At 64.5% G+C, this 19,837-nt stretch carries 19 protein-coding genes; 18 read left to right on the top strand and 1 reads right to left on the bottom strand.

Translation table 11 applies throughout. The features are described from left to right. Nucleotides 1-30: 30 nt before the first annotated feature. Complete coding sequence (locus BLT60_RS09595; protein ID WP_090876195.1) at nucleotides 31-915, top strand: polysaccharide deacetylase family protein; 885 nt, start codon at nucleotides 31-33, stop codon at nucleotides 913-915. Between the two features lie 12 nt (nucleotides 916-927). Here the strand turns inward: BLT60_RS09595 and BLT60_RS09590 are convergent, their stop codons facing one another. Continuing rightward, nucleotides 928-1,908: a sugar-binding transcriptional regulator gene (locus tag BLT60_RS09590; RefSeq protein ID WP_090876194.1), complete on the bottom strand. Its 981-nt coding sequence runs from the start codon at nucleotides 1,906-1,908 to the stop codon at nucleotides 928-930. A 226-nt stretch (nucleotides 1,909-2,134) separates the two neighbouring features. Between BLT60_RS09590 and BLT60_RS09585 the strand changes: the two genes are divergently transcribed. The 17 genes from BLT60_RS09585 to BLT60_RS09505 all read left to right on the top strand — a co-directional run bounded on the left by BLT60_RS09585 (nucleotide 2,135) and on the right by BLT60_RS09505 (nucleotide 19,834). Beyond that, the gene (locus BLT60_RS09585; RefSeq protein WP_175478364.1) at nucleotides 2,135-3,436 is read left to right on the top strand and encodes an ABC transporter substrate-binding protein; all 1,302 of its coding nucleotides are present in this window, start codon (nucleotides 2,135-2,137) and stop codon (nucleotides 3,434-3,436) included. A gap of 37 nt (nucleotides 3,437-3,473) precedes the next feature. Further along, the gene (locus BLT60_RS09580; protein WP_090876192.1) at nucleotides 3,474-4,382 is read left to right on the top strand and encodes a carbohydrate ABC transporter permease; all 909 of its coding nucleotides are present in this window, start codon (nucleotides 3,474-3,476) and stop codon (nucleotides 4,380-4,382) included. Next, on the top strand, nucleotides 4,372-5,238 hold the full coding sequence (locus BLT60_RS09575; protein ID WP_090876191.1) for a carbohydrate ABC transporter permease: 867 nt from the start codon (nucleotides 4,372-4,374) through the stop codon (nucleotides 5,236-5,238). Before BLT60_RS09580 ends, BLT60_RS09575 begins: the two co-directional genes overlap by 11 nt. Next, entirely contained in the window at nucleotides 5,235-6,173 is a 939-nt protein-coding gene (locus tag BLT60_RS09570; protein ID WP_090876190.1) for a carbohydrate kinase family protein, read from the top strand. The genes BLT60_RS09575 and BLT60_RS09570 overlap by 4 nt, the downstream gene beginning before the upstream one ends. Next, nucleotides 6,170-6,961: an amidohydrolase family protein gene (locus BLT60_RS09565; RefSeq protein WP_090876189.1), complete on the top strand. Its 792-nt coding sequence runs from the start codon at nucleotides 6,170-6,172 to the stop codon at nucleotides 6,959-6,961. The genes BLT60_RS09570 and BLT60_RS09565 overlap by 4 nt, the downstream gene beginning before the upstream one ends. A gap of 22 nt (nucleotides 6,962-6,983) precedes the next feature. Then, the gene (locus tag BLT60_RS09560) at nucleotides 6,984-7,820 is read left to right on the top strand and encodes a BtpA/SgcQ family protein (protein ID WP_090876188.1); all 837 of its coding nucleotides are present in this window, start codon (nucleotides 6,984-6,986) and stop codon (nucleotides 7,818-7,820) included. Between the two features lie 207 nt (nucleotides 7,821-8,027). Further along, on the top strand, nucleotides 8,028-9,080 hold the full coding sequence (locus BLT60_RS09555; RefSeq protein WP_090876187.1) for a LacI family DNA-binding transcriptional regulator: 1,053 nt from the start codon (nucleotides 8,028-8,030) through the stop codon (nucleotides 9,078-9,080). Between the two features lie 28 nt (nucleotides 9,081-9,108). Further along, complete coding sequence (locus tag BLT60_RS09550) at nucleotides 9,109-10,365, top strand: sugar ABC transporter substrate-binding protein (RefSeq protein ID WP_090876186.1); 1,257 nt, start codon at nucleotides 9,109-9,111, stop codon at nucleotides 10,363-10,365. Nucleotides 10,366-10,430: 65 nt separating this feature from the next. Then, nucleotides 10,431-11,501 (top strand): carbohydrate ABC transporter permease, encoded by a 1,071-nt coding sequence (locus BLT60_RS09545; protein WP_090876185.1) that lies wholly within the window; start codon nucleotides 10,431-10,433, stop codon nucleotides 11,499-11,501. Beyond that, nucleotides 11,501-12,382: a carbohydrate ABC transporter permease gene (locus BLT60_RS09540; RefSeq protein WP_090876184.1), complete on the top strand. Its 882-nt coding sequence runs from the start codon at nucleotides 11,501-11,503 to the stop codon at nucleotides 12,380-12,382. The genes BLT60_RS09545 and BLT60_RS09540 overlap by 1 nt, the downstream gene beginning before the upstream one ends. Nucleotides 12,383-12,387: 5 nt before the next feature. Next, on the top strand, nucleotides 12,388-13,365 hold the full coding sequence (locus BLT60_RS09535; RefSeq protein ID WP_090876183.1) for a glycoside hydrolase family protein: 978 nt from the start codon (nucleotides 12,388-12,390) through the stop codon (nucleotides 13,363-13,365). 5 nt (nucleotides 13,366-13,370) lie between these two features. Next, complete coding sequence (locus BLT60_RS09530; RefSeq protein WP_090876182.1) at nucleotides 13,371-14,441, top strand: ABC transporter ATP-binding protein; 1,071 nt, start codon at nucleotides 13,371-13,373, stop codon at nucleotides 14,439-14,441. A 429-nt stretch (nucleotides 14,442-14,870) separates the two neighbouring features. Continuing rightward, nucleotides 14,871-15,731 carry an IclR family transcriptional regulator gene (locus tag BLT60_RS09525; protein WP_175478363.1) on the top strand — a complete coding sequence of 287 codons (861 nt, stop codon included), beginning with the start codon at nucleotides 14,871-14,873 and terminating at the stop codon, nucleotides 15,729-15,731. A 187-nt stretch (nucleotides 15,732-15,918) separates the two neighbouring features. Continuing rightward, on the top strand, nucleotides 15,919-17,247 hold the full coding sequence (locus BLT60_RS09520; RefSeq protein ID WP_090876180.1) for an ABC transporter substrate-binding protein: 1,329 nt from the start codon (nucleotides 15,919-15,921) through the stop codon (nucleotides 17,245-17,247). Between the two features lie 24 nt (nucleotides 17,248-17,271). Continuing rightward, on the top strand, nucleotides 17,272-18,168 hold the full coding sequence (locus BLT60_RS09515; protein ID WP_090876179.1) for an ABC transporter permease: 897 nt from the start codon (nucleotides 17,272-17,274) through the stop codon (nucleotides 18,166-18,168). Further along, nucleotides 18,165-18,977 carry an ABC transporter ATP-binding protein gene (locus tag BLT60_RS09510; protein ID WP_090876178.1) on the top strand — a complete coding sequence of 271 codons (813 nt, stop codon included), beginning with the start codon at nucleotides 18,165-18,167 and terminating at the stop codon, nucleotides 18,975-18,977. The genes BLT60_RS09515 and BLT60_RS09510 overlap by 4 nt, the downstream gene beginning before the upstream one ends. Next, on the top strand, nucleotides 18,974-19,834 hold the full coding sequence (locus tag BLT60_RS09505; protein WP_090876177.1) for an ABC transporter permease: 861 nt from the start codon (nucleotides 18,974-18,976) through the stop codon (nucleotides 19,832-19,834). The genes BLT60_RS09510 and BLT60_RS09505 overlap by 4 nt, the downstream gene beginning before the upstream one ends. Nucleotides 19,835-19,837 lie beyond the last annotated feature (3 nt).

The following is a 19,837-nucleotide window of genomic DNA, read 5'->3' as shown; positions in this document are numbered from 1 at the left end:
CAGAAATCGACAGAAGAGGACTTCAGAACCATGGATGACGCCCGCGATGTCCGGATCGCCCTGACCTTCGACTATGACGCCCTCAGCGTCTGGATCGGCAGCTTCGAGGCGACGTCGCCGAGCATGGTGTCGCGCGGCGAGTTCGGGCCGATCGCGCTGCGGCGCATCCTGAAATTGCTCGCCGACTACAACATCAAGTCGACCTTCTTCGTGCCCGGTCACACCGCCCTCGCCTTTCCCGATACGGTCGTCGCGATCCGCGAGGCGGGCCACGAGATCGGCCATCACGGCTGGGTCCACGAGAACCCTTTGTCGCTGGATGCCGACAGGGAGCGCTGGGTGATGGAAAAGGGGCTTGAAGCCCTCGACCGGATCGCCGGCGTCAGGCCGGTCGGCTATCGCTCACCGGCCTGGGACAACAGCCCGCAGACCATTCCGCTGCTCCTCGAGTTTGGCTTCGACTACGAGAGCAGCCTGATGGGCAACGACTACGAGCCTTACTGGTGCCGCCTCGGCGACGCCTTCAACGCCACCGACGAGTTCACCTGGGGCAAGCCGGTCGACCTCGTCGAGGTGCCCGTCGCCTGGCATCTCGATGACTTCCCCCACTTCGAGTACGTCTGGAGCAAGGCGGGCGTCTTGCCGGGCTACCGGCCGCCAAGCGATCTGCTTGAAATCTGGAAGGGCGAGTTCGACTACCTCTACGGCAAGGTCGGCAAGGGAATCCTCAACATCACCATGCACCCGCAGGTGATCGGCCGGGGCCATCGCCTGCTCTTCCTGGAAGAATTCATCCGGCATGTTGCCGATCGGCCCGGCGTCGGTTTCACCACCCTCGGCGACTACGTCCGCGACTGGCGGGTCGGCAAATCACCCGCGCTCCCCCGCGACGCCGGCCCGAACCGGGCCAGCTAGCGCTGCCGTCCGCTAGGCGCTCGGCGCCGGGGCATGCGGAAGAAGGGACCTCGCGAGGTCGCCGTCAATCACCAGCCGGTTGACCAGGCCTGTCCGCAGCACCGCCCGGAGCGCTTCGCTCTTGGAAAGGCCGGCGGCAAGAAGCACGAGGTCCCTGTCGCGGATCGCCTCGAGCGAGACGCTCGGCGTGCGCCGGTTGAGGCTGCTGGCGACGAGGTTGCCCTCGGCGTCGAAGAACTTGCCGAGCATGTCCCCAACCGCGCCGGCATTGATCAATTCGTCGATCTCCGCGTCGCCGATCAGACCATAGTCATAGATGAAGGACTCGCGGGAGCAGACGCCGAAACTGGAAATGTAGAAGTCTGCCCCCGAGCCGATGGCCAGCGCCTCCCGGACGATCGACTGGTTCATCACAACGTCGAAATCGGACTCCGAGTCGACGAGATACGGCGTCGGCAGGACATAGGCTTCGCCGCCGCAGGCCTGCGCCAGGGCATGGACCATGTCGAACGGATTGGAACGCGCCGTCCGGCTCAGCGAGCCCATCAACGAGACGAAGCGGACATCGGGCTTCGAGGTCGCCGGAAAGGCCGCGACGAGCGACGCGACCGTTCGCCCCCAGCTCAGGCCGACGGTGACGGGATGCGGCGTTTGCAGCCGGCGGCCGAGGAGAGCCGCGGCCGCAATTCCGACGGCGCGCCGCGCCGTCGCGTCGACCTCGTCGCCTTCACTACCGAGCGGCGGCGTCACGATGCATTCGGTCAGCCCGAACGACTCCGAAAGCTGATGGCCGAGGTCCAATGTTTCGCTGGACCGCTGATCCAGCGAAATCTTGACGATCCCCTTCTCACGCGCCTGGGCCAGCATCCGCGTCACCTTGAAGCGGGACAACTGAAGGCGTCGGGCGATCTCCTCCTGGTTGAGCCCCGCGACGTAATAGAGCCAGGCGAGCCTGACCAGAAGGCTCTCCTCACCGGGTGCATTCATATCCATCGGCTGGTGTCCGCAATTTCATCAGGAAGGAGCATTGACCGCCTCGTTGTCGGCCTGCACAATCATATGTGCAAATAATGCACAATCGTGCAAGACAGGCTTTTGGGTGCCTGTCTTCTGGACCGGAGGGGTTCTCATGAAAAGCCAAGATTCACGTGACGCCGGGCATCTGTCACTTTCCAAGCGCCTAGCAGGCCTGGGTGTCGCGTCAGCGATTGCCCTTGCCATGGCGACGTCCGCCCATGCGGAGATCGACTGGAAACAGGAGAGCGGCAGCAAGATCAATCTCCTGCTGATCTCGCATCCATTCGTCGATGCATTGAAGCCGCTGCTGCCCGAATTCACCGAACTGACCGGTATCGAGGTGGATTTCGAGGAATTCGCCGAACAGCCGGGTTTCGAGAAGCTGCTGGCCGACCTGTCATCGGGCACCGGCACCTATGACGCCTTCATGACCTCGCCGCTCAACAACTGGCAATATGCGACCGGCGACTGGCTCGAGCCGCTGGACGCCTATATCGACGATCCGGCCCTGACCGACGCCGCGGCCTACGACATGGCCGATTTCGCCCCGGGCATTCTCGCCTCCGGGCGCTGGACCCGCGAACCGATGGCAGGCATGGGCGAGGGCCCGCTCTGGGGGCTGCCGATCAACTTCGAGACCTACCAGATCGCCTACCGGCCGAGCATCATGAAGGAACTCGGCCTCGAAGTGCCCAAGACCTATGCCGAACTCCTCGAAATGGCGCCGAAGCTTTCGGCCGAGGGTCCGAACGGCCCGATCTACGGGGTCATCACCCGGTTCGACAAGTACTGGGACCTCCCCTACCTGACCTTCGGCACGATGCTCCAGTCCTACGGCGTCGAGATGATCGATGCCGATGGCAAGCTGCAGATCTGTTCGCCCGAGAGCATTGCCGCGACCACCGACTTCATCGAGCTGATCCGCACCGCGTCGCCGGAAGGCGCCGGGGCCTTCACCTGGGACCAGGCGATGCAGGGCTTCGCCGCCGGCCAGTACATCATGTCGGTTGACGAGGCCAATCTCTTCGCGCCCGTCTATGAGGACCCGGACCAGTCGGCGATCTCCGACGATGTCGGCTACGCCCCGACCCCGCTTGGCCCCGATGGCGAGCGGGCGGCGGGCGCCTGGGTCTGGTCGATGTCGATGAACGCCAACTCGGGCGACAAGGCCGCGACCTGGCTGTTCCTTGAGTGGCTGACCTCGAAGGAGACGATGATCAAGACCCACCTCGGCGGCAACATGAACCCCGTGCGGAGCTCGGCCTGGGCCGATCCCGAGGTCGCGGCGCTGGTCGAGACCTGGGGCGAGTATCCCGGCCAGTATCGCGAAGTGGCCGAGGAGATGGCGAAGGTCGCCGCGGTCCGCTTCCCGCCGCATCCGGAGCTGACCCGTATGCTCGACCGTTGGGCCGAGGCGATCCAGCAGTCCTACTTCGACGAAGGCAATGTCGAGGAAAACCTCTGCGCGGCGCAGGCCGACGTCGAGCAGATGATCGGCAACTAGGACAACAGCAGGTGCGGCTCAGCCCGGACAACCACACATGACCCGGGAAGACGCACCAAGCTTCCACTTCGGACGGCGGGCGAAGCTGACATATGTCGTCATGCTTGTGCCCGCCCTCCTCCTGCTGTTCGCCTCCCTCTACCCGTTCCTGCAGGGCATCCTGACGGCGCTCACCAACCGCAAGCTCTACCTGCCGGACGCGAAATTCATCGGGCTTGGAAATTTCGAGGCGCTGGCCAATACCGCCGTCTTCTGGACGGCGCTTTCCAACACGCTGATCTACACGGCGCTGGTGGTGATCATCCAGATTCCTCTGGGCCTCGGCATCGCACTGCTGCTCGACGTCCCGACCCGCCTCCGCGGCTTTTTCCGCACCACGGTCGTCCTGCCGCTGCTGGTCCCACCGGTGGTCGCGGGCCTGATGTGGAAGACCATGATGCAGCCGCAGAGCGGCGTCCTCAACTGGCTGCTTCAGTCGGTCGGCCTGCCGCCCTTCTCGTGGCTGACCGATCCCGCGACGGCGATGATCTCGGTGGTGCTGATCGACACATGGGTCTTCACGCCCTTCGCCGTGATCATCCTGCTTGCCGGCCTTCAGTCGGTGCCGACGGATATCGAGGAAGCGGCGCGGGTCGACGGCGCCAACGCCTGGCAGGTGTTCCGCCTGATCCGGCTGCCATGGCTGCTTCCCTATATCGTGCTGGTCGCGCTGTTCCGGGTCGCCGACTCGCTCAAGGCGCTGGAGATCATCTACGCGACCACGCGCGGCGGTCCGCTCAACGCGACACGGACGCTGCACATCATGGCCTATGAGGAGGCCTATCGCTGGTCCAGTCTCGGCAAGGCGATGGCGATCGTCTTCGTCCTGTGGGTGATCTGCTACCTGATCAGCGGGCTCCTCCTCGGATTTTGGCACAAGCAGGAGAAGGCGCGTCATGCGGCTTGAGAGGGCACTCCCGCGCCTCGGCCGATCGGCGCTGCTTGCCGTGGCATACGCTGCACTGGCGTTCTTCGTGCTGTTTCCGATCGTCTGGATCCTGATGATGTCGTTCAAGGACTTCGGCGACATCATTGCCTATCCGCCGCGCTTCCTGTTCACGCCGACACTCGCCAATTTCGAGGAAATCCTGCTTGGCTCAGCCGCCGAACAGGCGGCGGGGGAAACGCCGGAGTTCCTGCATAACCTGCTCAACTCGATCATCATTTCCGGTGGCGCGGTCATCGTCTCGGCGCTGATCGGCGTTCCGGCGGCCTTCGCCCTGGCGCGCGGCGTGCTGCGCGGCTCAGTGCACATCCGCTTCACCTTCCTGTCCTTCCGCTTTGCGCCGGAACTGGCGATCATCCTGCCGCTCTTCGTCATCTACAAGCAGGTCGGGCTCTACGACAGTTATGTCGGGATGATCCTCGTCAACCAGCTGATTACGCTGCCGCTGGTCATCCTCATCACCACCGGCTTCTTCCGCGAGATCCCGATCGAAATCGAGGAAGCGGCGGTGCTCGACGGCGCCGGCATCTGGATGACCCTGACCAAGGTGCTGGTGCCGATCGTCATGCCCGGCATCGCCAGTGCGATGATCATCGCCTTCATCTTCAGCTGGAACAATCTGGTCTTCGGGCTGGTGCTGGCTGGCGGCGAGACCCGTCCGGTGACGGTGGGAATTCTCCAGGCGATGACATTCGACCAGATCAAGTGGGGCCTCATGGCAGCCGCCGCGATGGTCGCCGCCGTCCCCGGCATGATCGCCGCCGTCTGGTTCCAGAAACAGATCATCCGCGGCCTGACGCTCGGAGCCGTGAAATGAGCGGGCTCGAGCTTTTCTCCATCGGGTCGTGGACGATCTTCGACCACTGTCTTCGCATGGAGAAACTGCCGCGCAACGGCGAGACGGTTCCCCTCGACATGCCGATCGGTGAGGTCGAGAAGATCCACTTTGGCGATTGCAGCGCCAATATCGCCGCCGCCGCCGCCCGGTTGGGACTGCGCACCGGCCTCGGCATGGTGGTCGGCGACGATTTCGAGACCTCCGGCTATCGGGGCCATCTCGAAGCGCTGGACATCGACCTGTCGGGCGTCGAAATCCGCCCGGGCGAGACATCCGGCCACAGCTTCAATTTCTTCGACGCCGACAATGGAAGCTTCTGCGTCTCGCATCTCGGCGTCGCCGCGGAGCAAGGCGATTTCGCACCCCCGCTTGCCGTCATCTCCAGGGCGAAGGCGCTGGTGGTCAGCGAGATGTTTTCCGACTACACCCTCGTCGCGCTCGAACATGCCCGTGCCAACGGCCTGCTGACGGCGATCAACGGGATGGTCGCGACCGCCGGCCCTCGGGCGACACGGTTCCTCGCCGCCGCCGACATCCTGTTCCTCAGTCGCGGCGAATGCGCGGCCCTTCTCGACGGACAGGGTCTTGCCGCGCCCGGCGACCTGCACGCGCTCGGTCCCCGCCTCGTCGTGGTCACGGAAGGCAGCGACGGCAGCCTGTGGCACGAGACCAACGGGACAATCCGGATCCCGGCCGTGCCGGCAACCCGCTTCGTCGACTCCACCGGCGCCGGCGACTCCTTTGTAGCCGGCGCCCTCTACGGGCTCACCCGCGGCATGTCCACGCTCGCCTCCGGGCGCTACGCGGCGACGGTCGCGAGCTTCGTCGTCGAGGCCTGGGGCTGCCAGACCAACCTGCCAACAGAACAACAGATGCGCGAACGTCATCGCGCCACATTCGGAGAAGCGCCATGAGAGTGATCGACGCTCACATGCACTACGGCACCGACCGGAACGTCGCGGCCAATACCTGTGTCCCCTACCTGATCAGCGGTGATCCCGACAGCGTCATCCGCCTGCTGGACGAAGAGGATGCGTCGCACGGCGTGCTCTTTCCGCACGACCGCCGCAAGAGCCCGCCCTGGGATGCGGATTACGACAAGGCGAATGCTGAGGTCGGCGAAGCGGCGCGCCGCTACCCCGATCGTATCGTCGGCGTCGCCCGCATCGATCCGACATTCGGGGCCGAGCACACGACGAACCTGATCGAACGTTATGTCGGCGAATGGGGTTGCCGCGGCCTGAAGCTGGTCGCCGGCTACGACTTCTACCGGCCGAACGACATGAAGGTGATGGGCCCCCTCCTCGACCAGGCCGAGAAGCACGATCTCACCGTTCTCTTCCATTCAGGCGACGCGCCGCGTGACCTGCCCTACCTGCAGGCACAGGCCGCCAAGGCCTATCCCAAGGTGCGTTTCGTCCTCGCCCATATCGGCATGCACACCTTCCTCTGGGAAGCGATCCTCGCCTGCCAGGAATACCCGAACATCTTCGTCGACATGTCGCAGGCCTACCCCTTCGACATCATGACATTCATTCGCAACGTCTCGGTCGACCGCCTGCAATACGGAACCGACGTCCCCTACCAGTCGCCCGCCGTCGAACAGCTCAAGCTCAAGGTGATCGGCCTCAGCGACGAGGAACTCGAGAAAGTCTTTTGGCGCAACGCCGCCCGCATCTGGCGCATCGATCGCCAGAGCTGACGATCCAAGGAGACAGAAGAAAATGGAAACCCGGGCGGATACCGGAATACTTGAGACCCTGTTCGGCGTGCGGAAGCCGGTGATCGGCATGATCCATGTCCGGCCGCTTCCCGGCTCGCCGCGCGGACGGAACTGCGACCTTGCAGCCATCTACGGACACGCCCTCGACGAGGCCAGGCGGCTTGAGGATGGCGGTGTCGACGGCCTGCTGATGGAAAACGCCGGCGATATCCCGTTCTTGAAGCCGGACGAGATCGGCTTCGAAACGGTCGCGGCGATGACCGTCATCGGCGATCGCATCCGGCAGGCGACCCGCCTGCCCTTCGGCTACAACATCGTCGCCAACGCAGCGAAGGCCTCACTCGCCTGCGCACGCATGAGCGGCGCCAGCTTTGTTCGGGTTAACCAGTGGGCCAATGCCTATGTCGCCAACGAGGGCATCGTCGAAGGCGCCGCCGCCACGGCGCTCCGATACCGCTCCCTGATCGACGCCGACGACATCGCCGTCTTCGCCGACGTCCATGTCAAGCATGGCAGCCACGCCATCGTCGCCGACCGCGAAGTCGCCGAGCAGGCGCGGGACGTCGAGTTCTTCGGCGCCGACGTGCTGATCGCCACGGGCTCGCGGACCGGCCATGCCACCGAGGGAACCGAGATCTCGGAGATCCGGGCGGGCGCCGAGCGGCCGATCCTCGTCGGCAGCGGCCTGCGGCCGGAGAACGCCGCGGACCTGATGCGCGTGGCGGACGGCGCGATCGTCGGCGTCTGGTTCAAGGACAATGGCCGGATGTCGGGCTCGGTCGAGGTCGACAAGGTGCGCGACCTGATGACCGTGGTCGCCGAACTCAGGCAAGGCTGAGCCCGCCGGGCGGATCCGCGACGGCTGTCATTTCAAGCCACGACACGCCTCACGGCGAAGTCGGGGAAGGCTGAGACGGTCCAAATCGGACCGCTCGCGCCTTCCCGGCGATGATAATCCGACAGCAACCCGCCGTTGCCAAAATTGACAATTGAAATCGCCTCGCCTTTGACATCGATGTCATGACATCGGTGTCATAGGGTCTCGATGACGACGATCTACGATGTAGCCAAGGCCGCGAGCGTTTCTCCGAAGACGGTCAGCCGCGTCCTCAACGGCGACGCGCCGGTCAAGGCGGAGACGCGGGACGCCGTCGAGGAAGCCATCCGGCTGCTCGGCTATGTCCCGTCCAGCGCCGCCCGGACGATGCGCTCGAACCGGTCCGGTCTTGTTGGCCTGGTGACCGGTGCGATCAGCCTTGCCCCCCAGTCGACGGACGTGGCGGGGCTCCCGGAGATCTTCATCGTCCAGGGCATCCAGCGCAGCATGGAGCTGTTCGGAATGACCCTGCTGATATCCGATACCGGCGGCCGTTCCGAGCGGGTTCCACCGCTGATCCGGACCTTCACCGAGCATCGTGTCGAAGGCCTGATCTATGTTGCGTCTCATCACCAGAGTGTCGTGCTTCCGGACTTGCCGCAGTCCACCAGGCTGGTGCTCGTCAACTGTTTCGACGACCGGCAGACCCCGGCCGTCGTGCCGGACGACCGCGAGGGTCAGCGCCGTCTCGTCAGGGAGATCGCCGCACGCGGTCACACCCGCATCGCCTACCTCTCGCTGAGCCCGTCGCTGGTCGCGACGACGCTCCGGAAAGAGGGATACCGGACCGCGCTGGACGAAGCCGGGCTTCCCTACGATCCCGATCTCGTGGCCGTCGGCGAGACATCCGCCGACGATCCAAGCTCGGAAATCATGCGCCAGGAAGTCGAGCGGCTGTTCTCGCTGGCCGAGCCGCCAAGCGTCATCTGTTGCGGCAACGACCGGATGGCGATGCGCCTCTACGGCGTGCTGCGGTCGAGCGGATACGAGGTCCCGCGACAGGTTTCCGTCGCCGGCTATGACGATTACCGGCTGATCACCGAGACACTTTTTCCCCCGCTGACAACAGTCGAGCTCCCCTACGTCGCCATGGGCGAACGCGGGTCCGACCGGCTGTTGTCGCTGATCGGGGGGTCGGACCCGGCTCAGGGCGATCCCGAGCGGATTGCCGGAGACGTTGTGTGGCGCGATTCCGTCGTGGATCGGACCCGCCATTCTTGATGCTGTGACTGAACCAGGGAGGATACAGATGAACAGATTAGCAGTCTTGGCCGGCACGATCTTGGTCGGCCTGGCCGGCCCCGCCGCGGCTCAGACCGAGCTGACGATGTGGTACCACGGCGCCGGCAATGAGGTTGAAAGCAAGCTCATCAACCAGATCATCGACGACTTCAACGCGAGCCAGGACGACTGGTCGGTGTCGATCGAGAGCTTTCCGCAAGGCGCCTACAACGATTCGGTTGTCGCCGCGGCGCTGGCGGGAAACCTGCCGGACATTCTCGATGTCGACGGGCCGGTAATGCCGAACTGGGCCTGGGCTGGCTACCTGCAGCCCCTGCCGATCGACGAATCCCTCATCGCCGAGTATCTCCCGGGCACCAAGGGCTACTGGGACGGGAAGCTCTATTCGGTGGGCCTGTGGGACGCCGCGGTCGCCATGGTGACGCTGAAGTCGACGCTCGAGAAATACGACATCCGCACGCCGACGCTCGACGAGCCGTGGACCGCTGAAGAGCTCGGCGCCGCCCTTGCGACGCTGAAGGACTCCGGCGACTTCGACTATCCGCTGGATCTCGGAATGGCCTGGACGGGCGAATGGTATCCCTATGCCTTCAGCCCGCTTCTGCAGTCCTTCGGCGGCGATATCGTCGATCGCGACACTTATGCCAGCGCCGAGGGCAAGCTCAACGGAGACGAGGCCATCGCCTTTGGCGAATGGTGGCAGTCACTGTTCGAGGACGGCATGGCGCCGGGCACCAGCCAGGACCCCGCCGACCGCGACAACGGCTTCAACGAAGGCAAATACGCGATCTCCTGGAACGGCAACTGGGCGGCCGCCGGCATGCTGGAGGTGTATGGCGACGACCTTCTCTTCCTGCCAGCGCCCGATCTGGGCAACGGACCGAAGATCGGTGCCGCCTCGTGGCAGTTCGGCGTCTCGGCCGCGTCCGAGCATCCCGAGGGTGCTGCCGCCTTCATCGAGTTCGCGCTGCAGGACAAGTACCTGGCCGCCTTTTCCGACGGCATCGGGCTGATACCGGCGACCCCGGGCGCAGCCGCCATGACCGAGAACTACAAGGAAGGCGGACCGCTCGCCGTGTTCTTCGAACTCAGCAAGCAGCAGGCGGTGCTTCGCCCGGTCTCGCCGGGATACGTCGTCCAGGCGAAGGTCTTCGAGAAGGCGATGGCCGACATCGCCAACGGCGCCGACGTTGCCGACACCCTCGATGCGGCGGTCGATGAGATCGACAGCGACATCGAGAAGAACCAGGGCTACGGCCACTAGGCCCGAAAAAACGGCATCGGCCCCGCGGTGGGAACCCGCGGGGCCGGCTCTGGGAGGGGCCGGCCATGGCGTCCAGACTGACCACGTCCAATCGGGCGGGATGGACCTTCGCGCTACCGGGCTTCAGCCTGATCGCGCTCTTCATCATCTTGCCCTTCTTCTTTGCCTTCGGCCTGTCGCTGACCAATCAGCGCCTGGTCTCCCCCAATCCGACCCAGTATGTCGGCCTCGACAACTACCGCGAACTGCTCGACCTCGGCGTCATCACGCTGGAGCCGGAACGCGACGAGGCCGGCGCGCTCCTCCGCGACGACGACGGCAATCTCGAATACCCCCGGGTTCGCGAGATCACCCGCAGCGACGACTACCCGCAATATTCAGGCATGCGGGAGTGGTTCCGCTGGCATTCCGGCGACATTGCCAAGGTGGTCGTCGCCAGCGATGTCGTCTTCATGAAGTCGGTGGTCAACACGCTGGCATTCGTCGTCGTGGTGGCGCCGGTCCAGGCGGCCTTCGCCCTGCTTCTGGCGCTGCTGATCAACCAGCGACTGCGCGGCATCAACCTGTTCCGCACCATCTATTTCATGCCGGTCGTCGTCTCGATCGTCGTCGTCTCGCTTCTCTGGCGGTTCATCTATTCCGGCAATGACGGGCTCCTGAACAACCTCCTCGGCGCCATGACCTTCGGCGCCTGGCAGCCGATCGACTGGCTGGGCAATACCGACACGGCGCTCGGATCGATCATGGCGATGTCGATCTGGCAGGCCGTCGGGTTCCACATGGTGATCTGGCTTGCCGGCCTCCAGACGATCAGCCCGACCCTCTACGAGGTGGCGAAGATCGAAGGCGCGTCGAAGTGGCAGACGTTCCGCTACGTCACCTGGCCCGGACTGCGCAACACCGCCGTGCTGATCCTGATCGTCATCACCATGCAGGCCTTCGCGGTCTTCGCCCAGATCGACGTGATGACTGGCGGCGGCCCCCTCGACAGCACCCAGACGCTGGTCTTCCAGGCGGTCGAACGCGGCTATGGCAAGCAGGACATCTCCGGTGGCGCGACCATCTCGGTGATCCTCTTCCTGCTGGTGCTGTCGATCTCGCTGGTCCAGCGCTACCTGACGCGGGAGAGACGGTGATGGCAGTGGTCACAGGCGACTCCCGGGGACTTCGACTGGCGGTGCGCTACCTGGTTCTGGCGCTGGTCGGAACCATCTTCCTGTTCCCGCTGATCTTCATGGTGATGTCGTCCTTCAAGCCGACCGCCCAGCTTCTCAGCGACACCTCGTCGCTGCGTGCCTTCCTGCCGGTCGGCGACATCAGCCTCGACAACTATTTCGCCGCCTTCCGGCGCGCGCCGATCGGGCTGTTCGTCTTCAACTCCGTCTTCATCACCGTCGTCACGGTGGTCGCCTCGCTGTTCCTCTGCTCGCTGGCGGCGTTCTCCTTCGTCTACATGAACTGGAAGGGGAGCGGATTGCTGCTCTCCATCATGCTCGCGACGCTGATCATCCCGTTCGAGACGATCGCGATTCCGCTGCTCCTGTTCGTGTCGCGACTGCCATGGATCGGCCTCGACGGCCTGGAATTCGGATGGCTCAATACCTACCGGGTGCAGATCATCCCGTGGATCGCCGACGCCCTGACGGTTTTCCTCTTCGTCCAGTATTTCAAGGACCTGCCCCGCGAGCTCATCGAGGCGGCGCGGGTGGAAGGCGCGACCTGGTGGCAGATCTATCGCAGGGTGGTGATGCCGCTCGCCGGCCCAGTGATCGCAACGGCGGCGATCCTCAAGTCGCTCAAGATGTACAACGAACAGTATCTGTGGCCGCTGATCGTCGTGCAGGACGAGGCGCACCGGCCGATCATGGTCGGACTCGGCTACTTCTTCCAGCTCAACGTGGTCTGGGGCGAGGTCATGGCCTACCTGTCCCTGATCACCGTACCGGTGCTGGCCTTCTACCTCATACTCCAGCGCGCTTTCATCGCGTCGATCGCCTCCACCGGGGTGAAGGGATAGAGACAATGGTTCTGCGACTCGACGACAAATGGCTCTGGGACAGCTGGTACGTCCATGACGACGGGCGCTGGCATGCTTTCTTCCTCCAGGCGCCCCGGTCGATCGAGGAACCCGAACTGCGGCACTGGAACGTCAGCCAGGGCCACGCGGTCAGCGACGACCTGATCAAGTGGACCCATCTCGGCACCTGTTTCGGGCCGGCGGAACGCGGCGCCTGGGACGACTACACGACCTGGACCGGATCGGTCGTCCAGGAATCCGACGGCCACTGGCATCTCTTCTATACCGGCACATGCCACGCCGAGGACGGCCTGATCCAGCGGATCGGTCACGCGACGAGCGACGATCTCCACAGCTGGAAGCGGGTTGGCGACGGCCTCTGCCTCGATCTCAGTGGCGACGACTACGAGCAGTTCCGGCCCGGCTTCTGGCACGACCGCGCCATGCGCGACCCGTGGGTGATGCGCGATCCCGAGGGTGATGGCTGGCTCATGTATTTCACGGCGCGCGCCTCGGGCGTCACGGAGCCCAACGCCGGCGGCGCCATCGGACTTGCGACATCGCCGGACCTGGCCAACTGGACGCTGCGGCCGCCGGTCTTCCGCGGCGGCTTCGGCCAGCTCGAGGTGCCGCAGGTGTTCGAGCATGACGGACGCTGGTACTGCCTGTTCTGCACCGCCGCACAGCATTTCTCGGCCGCCCAGGCTCAGGCAACGCCGGGAGGCCCGGTTTCCGGCAGCCACTACCTGATCGGCGAAGGTCCGCGCGGGCCATGGTCAGTCGCCCCCGGCCCGTTCCTCGACGGATCCCTGCCCTGCCGGCGTTACGCGTCACGCATCCTCGACACCGGGGAAGGCCTCCAGATCATCGGGTTCATCGATCGGCCGGAGGGAGAGTTCGTCGGCGAGATCAGCGATCCCGACCCGGTCAATGTCGAACCGGATGGCCTGTTGCGCGTCGCAACGGGCTCAATGGCGGAGTAAGTCGAATGGCTCATGTTTCCCTGAAAGGCGTCTGCAAGAGCTTCGGACGCACCGAAGTTATCAAGGGCGTCGACATCGAGATCGAGGACGGCGAATTCGTCGTCTTCGTCGGGCCGTCCGGTTGCGGCAAGTCGACCCTGCTCCGCATGATCGCCGGCCTCGAGGATATCACCGCCGGGACGCTGGAGATCGCCGGCAAGGTCGTCAACGACGTGCCGCCGAAGGACCGCGGGATCGCGATGGTTTTCCAGACCTACGCCATCTTCCCCCATATGACGGTGCGCGAGAATGTCGCCTTCGGCTTGACGATCAACGGGGTTCCGAAAGCCGAGAAGGCCGAGAAGGTCGCCGAGGCCGCCCGCATCCTCCAGATGGAACACCTGCTCGACCGTCGCCCGTCGGAGTTGTCCGGCGGCCAGCGCCAGCGTGTCGCCATCGGCCGGGCCATCGTCCGCGATCCGGCCGTCTTCCTGTTCGACGAGCCGCTCTCCAATCTCGACGCCGCGCTGCGGATGGACATGCGCCTCGAGATCGGAAAGCTCCATCAGGACCTCGGCGCGACGATGGTCTATGTCACCCACGACCAGGTCGAGGCAATGACGCTGGCCGACAAGATCGTCGTCTTGAAGGACGGCGAGGTCATGCAGGTCGGCTCGCCGATGGAACTCTACCATCACCCGGCCAACCTGTTCGTTGCCGGCTTCCTCGGCGCGCCGTCGATGAACTTCATTTCCGTCGAGACCCAGGCGGTGAGCGACGGTCGCGCGCGGGTGACAAACGCCGCACTCGATCCGATCGAGGTCTCCACCACGGGCCGCGATATTCAGACGGGAAGCAAGGCGATCCTTGGCGTACGCCCGCAATACCTCGTCCCGAGCGCGACACCGTCCGAGGGCATGCTGCATGGCAACGTGCTCCTGACCGAGCGCCTCGGCGCCGAGACGGTGGTCGAGGTCGGACTGAAGGACGGAACCCGCGTGATCGCGGCGCTTGGCGAGGACCGGGTGCTCGAACCGGGTATCGAGATCGGCCTCGGCTTCGATCCCGCCCAGGCGCACCTCTTCGCCGAAGCCTGAACGCCTTCTCTATCGGCGCCCCGGCGTCTTCAACGCATCCATCGTCCTGACCTGAGGCACGGCAGTTGCGACTGTCGGAGCGTGGACCGGCGACGCGGCGAAAAGGCTGGCGCTGGTTACCATGGCAGCGGCCGCACCGGACAGATCGACGCGTCGCAGGACGCCGGGAGTTCGGCTTCACCGACCGGAAACGGCAGGCCTTGCCGCCGGACGAGGACATCTGCCCATGGCGGAAAAGTCCTGCGCTTTCCGGTCTTCGCCGCGGCCAGGCCCCTCGGGGAATCCACGGACTTTCATTCTTCCGCTATGAAGGGAGCGAGACAGGATTCATGCTGGCTGCTCGATACCCGCCCTTTGACTCCTGATCCCGCTGCCATAAAAGCCACCATCGGGACATTCGTCGTCTCTGGAATCCGTGAAGGTTCGATCTTGTCCGATACCGGCATTTCATCCACCGAGGGAGCGCAGGCGCAGCAGCGGCCGTCGACAACGTCGACGCCGAGGCTGAAGCTCGTTCCTGCGCTGGAACACGCCATCGCCGTCGTGAATTTCCTGAACGAACATACGGCGGAGGCAGTGAGCCTAGCCGAGATTTCGGGCACGCTGAACATTACCAAGAGCCATTGCCGCTCGATCCTGATGACCCTCGTGCAGTTCGGCTGGGTCCGTTTCGACGAGCGGACGAAGACCTATCAGTTGCATTCCGGTCTCCTGGCCAGCGCCTCGTCGCTGATGGCCTCGCCCGTTCTGTCGCGGATCCGCGAGCGGCTCGACAATCTCGTCAAGCAGACCGGCTATTCCTGCGTCCTGACCCAGCCGCAGACGGACGACTCCTTTGTCGTCATCGAAAACTTCACCACGACCCGCCAGATGGAAGTGTCCCATCCGGTCGGCTTTCCTTTTCCGCGGGATGCACCCGCACAGATGCGGGCCTACATCGCCTGGCAGGGTGATGACCGATTGCGGAAATGGATGGCGAACTGGAAGCCCAACGCCTACACGCCGCGGTCGATCACGACGCCGGACGCCCTGATCGGCGAGGTCGAGATGACCCGGGAACGGGGATACTCGCGCAGCGTCGGCGAGCATTTCGAGGGCATGATGGCTTTTGGCCTGCCGATTTATGACCGTGGCGGTGACGTCAGTTACGTCTTCTGCGTGATGGGCTTCGTCAATGACCTGCGCAGGCACGAGCGATCCGTTGCGCAGCTCATGAAAAGGACCTGCCGCGATATCCATCAATCGATCATGGCAAAGCCGCCGGCTCACTTTCTCGACGACGCCGGCTGAGGCGTGCCGGCATTTCAGCCGGTCCCTGCTCAAACATTGTTCGTGTTTGAGGCTGCCCAAGAATTGACTCTTGCGGCTCCTGGGCATCAAATTGTTCTGGGTATAGCCTGTCGTTCTTTATGGAGAACGCTGGCTAAGGTCGGATTGCTCCGGCAGATGGGCCGAAGCGCAACCTGGGACGGGACTCATGGTCAATTCGAAGACGGAACGGCATCGCTTCTTCTGGAGCCGGGCCAGCCTGATGGCGGGCGCCGCGGTGCTCTGGATGGCGAGCTTCGGTATCGCCGAGGCTCAGTACACGGAATATCAGCCGGCTGAACCTGAAGCAGGGACAGAACTCCCCGAGGCCGCGGTGAATTTCGGCATGCGGCCCTATGCCGACAATACCTTCTACGTCATCGCGATGAAGAAGGGCTGGTTCGAGGAAGCCGGAATTGCCATCGGCCCCGAAGAGCTCGGCATGAAGATCAATGACACCAACGGGACCGCACTCCTTCTGAACGGCCAGATCGACATCGCGAGCCAGTACTGCCCGCTGATGCTGCCGACCTACAAGAGCACCGAGAAGCTGAAATGCATCGCCTTCACCGACACCTTCCTCGGGCAGGCGATCCTCGCCAATCCGGAGCTCGGATTGAAGTCGTTCCGCGACTACATCGCGGAGGGAATGGACTTCGACGAAGCCATCAAGACGGCCCTCGAGCCGATGGCCGGCAAGACCCTGGTCACCCCGCCGCAACTGAGCAACCGCCCCTTTACCGATGCCGCCGCCGAATTCAGCGGCGTGAAGTGGGACACCCAGGTGCTTGAGGACTCCAAGTCGCTGGTGCTCGCCAAGTCGGGGCAGATTGACTTCCTCAACCCCGAGGGCGCCCCGGTCGTGTTCACGCTGGAACAGGCCGGCTGGACCAAGCTCCTCGGCATTGGCGACCTGTTCGAATACGCCCCCGGCGGCGCTGGTTCGCCGGTTGCTCCGCTGGTCGCGATCGTCGGCATCGGCGCCAATGCCGATTTCGTCAACGCCAACCAGAACACGGTGCTCCGCTTTCTCTCGGTGGTCTGGCGCACGATCGACGCGGTGAAGAAAGACCCGTCCCTCTATGATCTGCAGGCGCCCTACCTGAACAGCGTTGCCGGCACGGACCTCGACGGCAAGGGTGTCCAGGGCACCGTCGACTCGCTCCATCCCTTCGCGCCGTTCGACTACGGCGAGACCTACTTCAACAATCCCGACAGCGTGCTCTATTACGGCAACGCCTGGGGCGCGATGATCAAAGAGTTCGTCGACAACGGCATCCTTCCGGATGAGGGACTCACGCCCGATGACATCATCTGGGCGGCGGCGATCTGGAAGCAGATGGAGGACTATCGGGTGCAGTCGGAGAAGATGATCGGCGATCTCGATGGCCAGACGTTGTCCGACGACAAGAAGGCGCTGCTCGACCAGGCGAAGTCCTACTACGAGAAGTTCAACTATCTCGACGCCTACAGGCTGGCGACCGCGGCCGGCGCGTGATCGCGTAGCAATCCCGGCTGGACCATGGCGTCCGATACCAGCATGATCGACGGGACGACGGCAGTGCTGCCGTCCCGTCCGCGCGCGGCCGACCAGCGGGGTGTGACTGTGTGGGCGACGTTGCGCTCCTTCCGCATCGACATCTTCGGAGCGATCGGCCTCGTCCTGCTGGTCGTCTTCTGGTGGGGACTGACCTTTGTCGTCCCGCGCTCCTCGCTGCCTTCCCCCCTCAATGTCTTCCGCCGCATCGCCGACGATTTTGTCGTCGCGGACATGCTTTCCTACTATGGCCTGCCGGAGACGGGGCTGATGGGAAGCATGGCCTATACGGCGGCCAACGTTCTGATCGCGGTCGTGGTCGGCGGCCTGATCGGGACCGTCCTCGGCCTTTTCGCCGCGCGTGTTCCCGTCGCGCGCGCCATATCCGATCCGATCCTCAATACCGTCGGCACCATCCCCATCCTGGTGATGGCGCCCTTCTTCCTGATCTGGTTCGGAACGGGTCGCTGGAGCGCCGTGCTCCTCGTCACCGTCTACGTGCTCGTCATCCTCTATCTCTTCGCCCAGCGGGCGGCCGAGAATCTCGATCCGGTCTACGAAAGCTCGGCGCGAACCTTCGGGGCCGGCACCGGTGATATCCTCCGCGACATCCTGATCCCGGGCACCCTTCCGCAGGTGCTCGGTGGTATCCGCATCGCGCTTGCCGGCGCCTGGGGTCTCGAAGCGATCGCCGAGCTTCTCGGCGCGCAGCAGGGCATCGGCAAGATCATCGAAGTGCTCGCCGGCAGCCTCGATATCGAGGGCATCTTCGCCGCCCTCCTCGTCCTCGGCATTGTCGCCGTCATCGCCGACTGGATCGCCGGCGCCCTCGTTCGCTATGTCACGCGCTGGAGCGTCTCTGCCCGGGTGGGAACCACATGACCGACAGCAGCCAGGGCAAGCCGAACGACATTACCTTCACCGACGTGACCCGCACCTTCGTCCGCGGCGACGGACAGGAGGTGACCGCCGTCGATGGCGTCAGCGCCCATATCCGCGAGGGCGAATTCGTCTGCCTGGTCGGCCCGTCCGGCTGCGGCAAGACGACCCTCCTGCAGATGGTCTCGGGCCTCCTGCCGACCAGCGGCGGCGCGATCACGGTCGGCGCGAAGCAGGTGACCGGCCCCGGCCCCGATCGTGGCGTCGTCTTCCAGAAGGACAGCGTCTTCCCGTGGTTCCGGGTGATCGACAATGTCGAATACGGCATGAAACGTCGCGGCGTCCCCGCCGCCGAACGACGCGACATCGCCAACCGGTACCTCGAACTCGTCAGCCTGTCGCATGTGGCGCGCGCCTGGCCAAAGGAACTGTCCGGCGGGATGCTGAAGCGCGTCGCCATCGCGACCGTCTTTGCCAACGGTTCGGACGTTCTCCTGCTCGACGAGCCCTTCGCGGCGCTCGACTACGTCACCAAGCACCAGCTCCACGACGTCCTTCTCGATCTCTGGCGCAGCACCGACGCCCCGCGGCGGACGATCCTCTTCGTTACCCATGACGTCGACGAGTCGCTGCTCCTCGCCGATCGGATCATCGTCATCCGTGACGGACGGCTCGTCGACGACATCGCCATCGACGCCACCCGGCCGCGCGACGTCGATACTCTGACCCGGCCCGACATGATGACGGTGAAGCACAAGCTGCTGGCACATCTGGGTCTCGAACACGGGTCCCGACGGAGCGCGGCGTCATGACCCGGACGGCCGAGCGCTGGATCTCACTGGCCGTGTTCGTCGGGCTCATCCTCTTCTGGCAACTCCTTTCGCGCATCTACACGGCAGAGATCATCCCGGGCGTCCCGCTCGTTCCCGGCTGGGACGTTCTGGTCTCGCGGACATTCCTGTCCATGGCCGATTACTGGGGCGGCGGCCTCGGCGTCGCCTCGGTCGGCGAAGGCGCCGAGCGGTCCTACGCCGCCGCGGCCCTCTCGGTCGTCACCCACTCCTGGGATACGCTGCTTCGCCTTTATGTCGGGCTGGCCATCGGCGCGATCGGCGGCACCGCGCTCGGGCTCGCCATCTCCTGGTCCGTCTGGTCCCGGCGGCTCATCGGCCTGCCGATGCAGCTCATTCAGGGCCTGCCGTTGCTGGCCATGGTGCCGCTTTTCCAGCTCTGGTTCGGCACATATTTCATCGGCAAGATCGCGTTCATCGGCTACGGCGTCGGCGTGCTCTTCGTCGCCGGCACGCTGAATGCCGTCAGGAACGTCCCGCAGATCTACATCGACAATGCGTTGACCCTCGGCGCCAGCAAGCTCGAGGTCTATCGCACGATCATCATTCCCGCGATCTTTCCGGAGCTTCGCGCAACCATCCTGCTGAGCCTCGGCGTCGCCTGGGCGACGGTGATCGGCGCGGAATATCTCGGCGCCCAGTCGGGCCTCGGCTACATCCTCGTCTACTCCCAGCAATACGGCTACGTCGACCGCATGTTCTTCGTCGCCCTTCTCTTCATCGTCTACGCGTCGATCAGCTACGCGGTGTTCAACCGGGTCTCGGCGCGGCTGACGCGATGGGTTCCCCGCGCCAGCGCGCCGGCGCGTGTGGCGTAGGAA

Source organism: Bauldia litoralis, from assembly GCF_900104485.1.
GTDB lineage: Bacteria > Pseudomonadota > Alphaproteobacteria > Rhizobiales > Kaistiaceae > Bauldia > Bauldia litoralis.
Note: the sequence above shows the minus strand (reverse complement) of the source record. Positions and strands in the feature narration are given on the sequence as shown.

What these genes read in the sequence shown, in the direction of transcription:
- BLT60_RS09550 (WP_090876186.1), top strand. Translation starts at nt 9,109, where the DNA reads ATGAACAGATTAGCAGTCTTGGCCGGCACGATCTTGGTCGGCCTGGCC.
- BLT60_RS09590 (WP_090876194.1), bottom strand. Translation starts at nt 1,908, where the DNA reads ATGGATATGAATGCACCCGGTGAGGAGAGCCTTCTGGTCAGGCTCGCC.
- BLT60_RS09565 (WP_090876189.1), top strand. Translation starts at nt 6,170, where the DNA reads ATGAGAGTGATCGACGCTCACATGCACTACGGCACCGACCGGAACGTC.
- BLT60_RS09530 (WP_090876182.1), top strand. Translation starts at nt 13,371, where the DNA reads ATGGCTCATGTTTCCCTGAAAGGCGTCTGCAAGAGCTTCGGACGCACC.
- BLT60_RS09545 (WP_090876185.1), top strand. Translation starts at nt 10,431, where the DNA reads ATGGCGTCCAGACTGACCACGTCCAATCGGGCGGGATGGACCTTCGCG.
- BLT60_RS09505 (WP_090876177.1), top strand. Translation starts at nt 18,974, where the DNA reads ATGACCCGGACGGCCGAGCGCTGGATCTCACTGGCCGTGTTCGTCGGG.
- BLT60_RS09585 (WP_175478364.1), top strand. Translation starts at nt 2,135, where the DNA reads ATGGCGACGTCCGCCCATGCGGAGATCGACTGGAAACAGGAGAGCGGC.
- BLT60_RS09570 (WP_090876190.1), top strand. Translation starts at nt 5,235, where the DNA reads ATGAGCGGGCTCGAGCTTTTCTCCATCGGGTCGTGGACGATCTTCGAC.
- BLT60_RS09535 (WP_090876183.1), top strand. Translation starts at nt 12,388, where the DNA reads ATGGTTCTGCGACTCGACGACAAATGGCTCTGGGACAGCTGGTACGTC.
- BLT60_RS09580 (WP_090876192.1), top strand. Translation starts at nt 3,474, where the DNA reads ATGACCCGGGAAGACGCACCAAGCTTCCACTTCGGACGGCGGGCGAAG.
- BLT60_RS09560 (WP_090876188.1), top strand. Translation starts at nt 6,984, where the DNA reads ATGGAAACCCGGGCGGATACCGGAATACTTGAGACCCTGTTCGGCGTG.
- BLT60_RS09575 (WP_090876191.1), top strand. Translation starts at nt 4,372, where the DNA reads ATGCGGCTTGAGAGGGCACTCCCGCGCCTCGGCCGATCGGCGCTGCTT.
- BLT60_RS09515 (WP_090876179.1), top strand. Translation starts at nt 17,272, where the DNA reads ATGGCGTCCGATACCAGCATGATCGACGGGACGACGGCAGTGCTGCCG.
- BLT60_RS09555 (WP_090876187.1), top strand. Translation starts at nt 8,028, where the DNA reads ATGACGACGATCTACGATGTAGCCAAGGCCGCGAGCGTTTCTCCGAAG.
- BLT60_RS09520 (WP_090876180.1), top strand. Translation starts at nt 15,919, where the DNA reads ATGGTCAATTCGAAGACGGAACGGCATCGCTTCTTCTGGAGCCGGGCC.
- BLT60_RS09510 (WP_090876178.1), top strand. Translation starts at nt 18,165, where the DNA reads ATGACCGACAGCAGCCAGGGCAAGCCGAACGACATTACCTTCACCGAC.
- BLT60_RS09540 (WP_090876184.1), top strand. Translation starts at nt 11,501, where the DNA reads ATGGCAGTGGTCACAGGCGACTCCCGGGGACTTCGACTGGCGGTGCGC.
- BLT60_RS09595 (WP_090876195.1), top strand. Translation starts at nt 31, where the DNA reads ATGGATGACGCCCGCGATGTCCGGATCGCCCTGACCTTCGACTATGAC.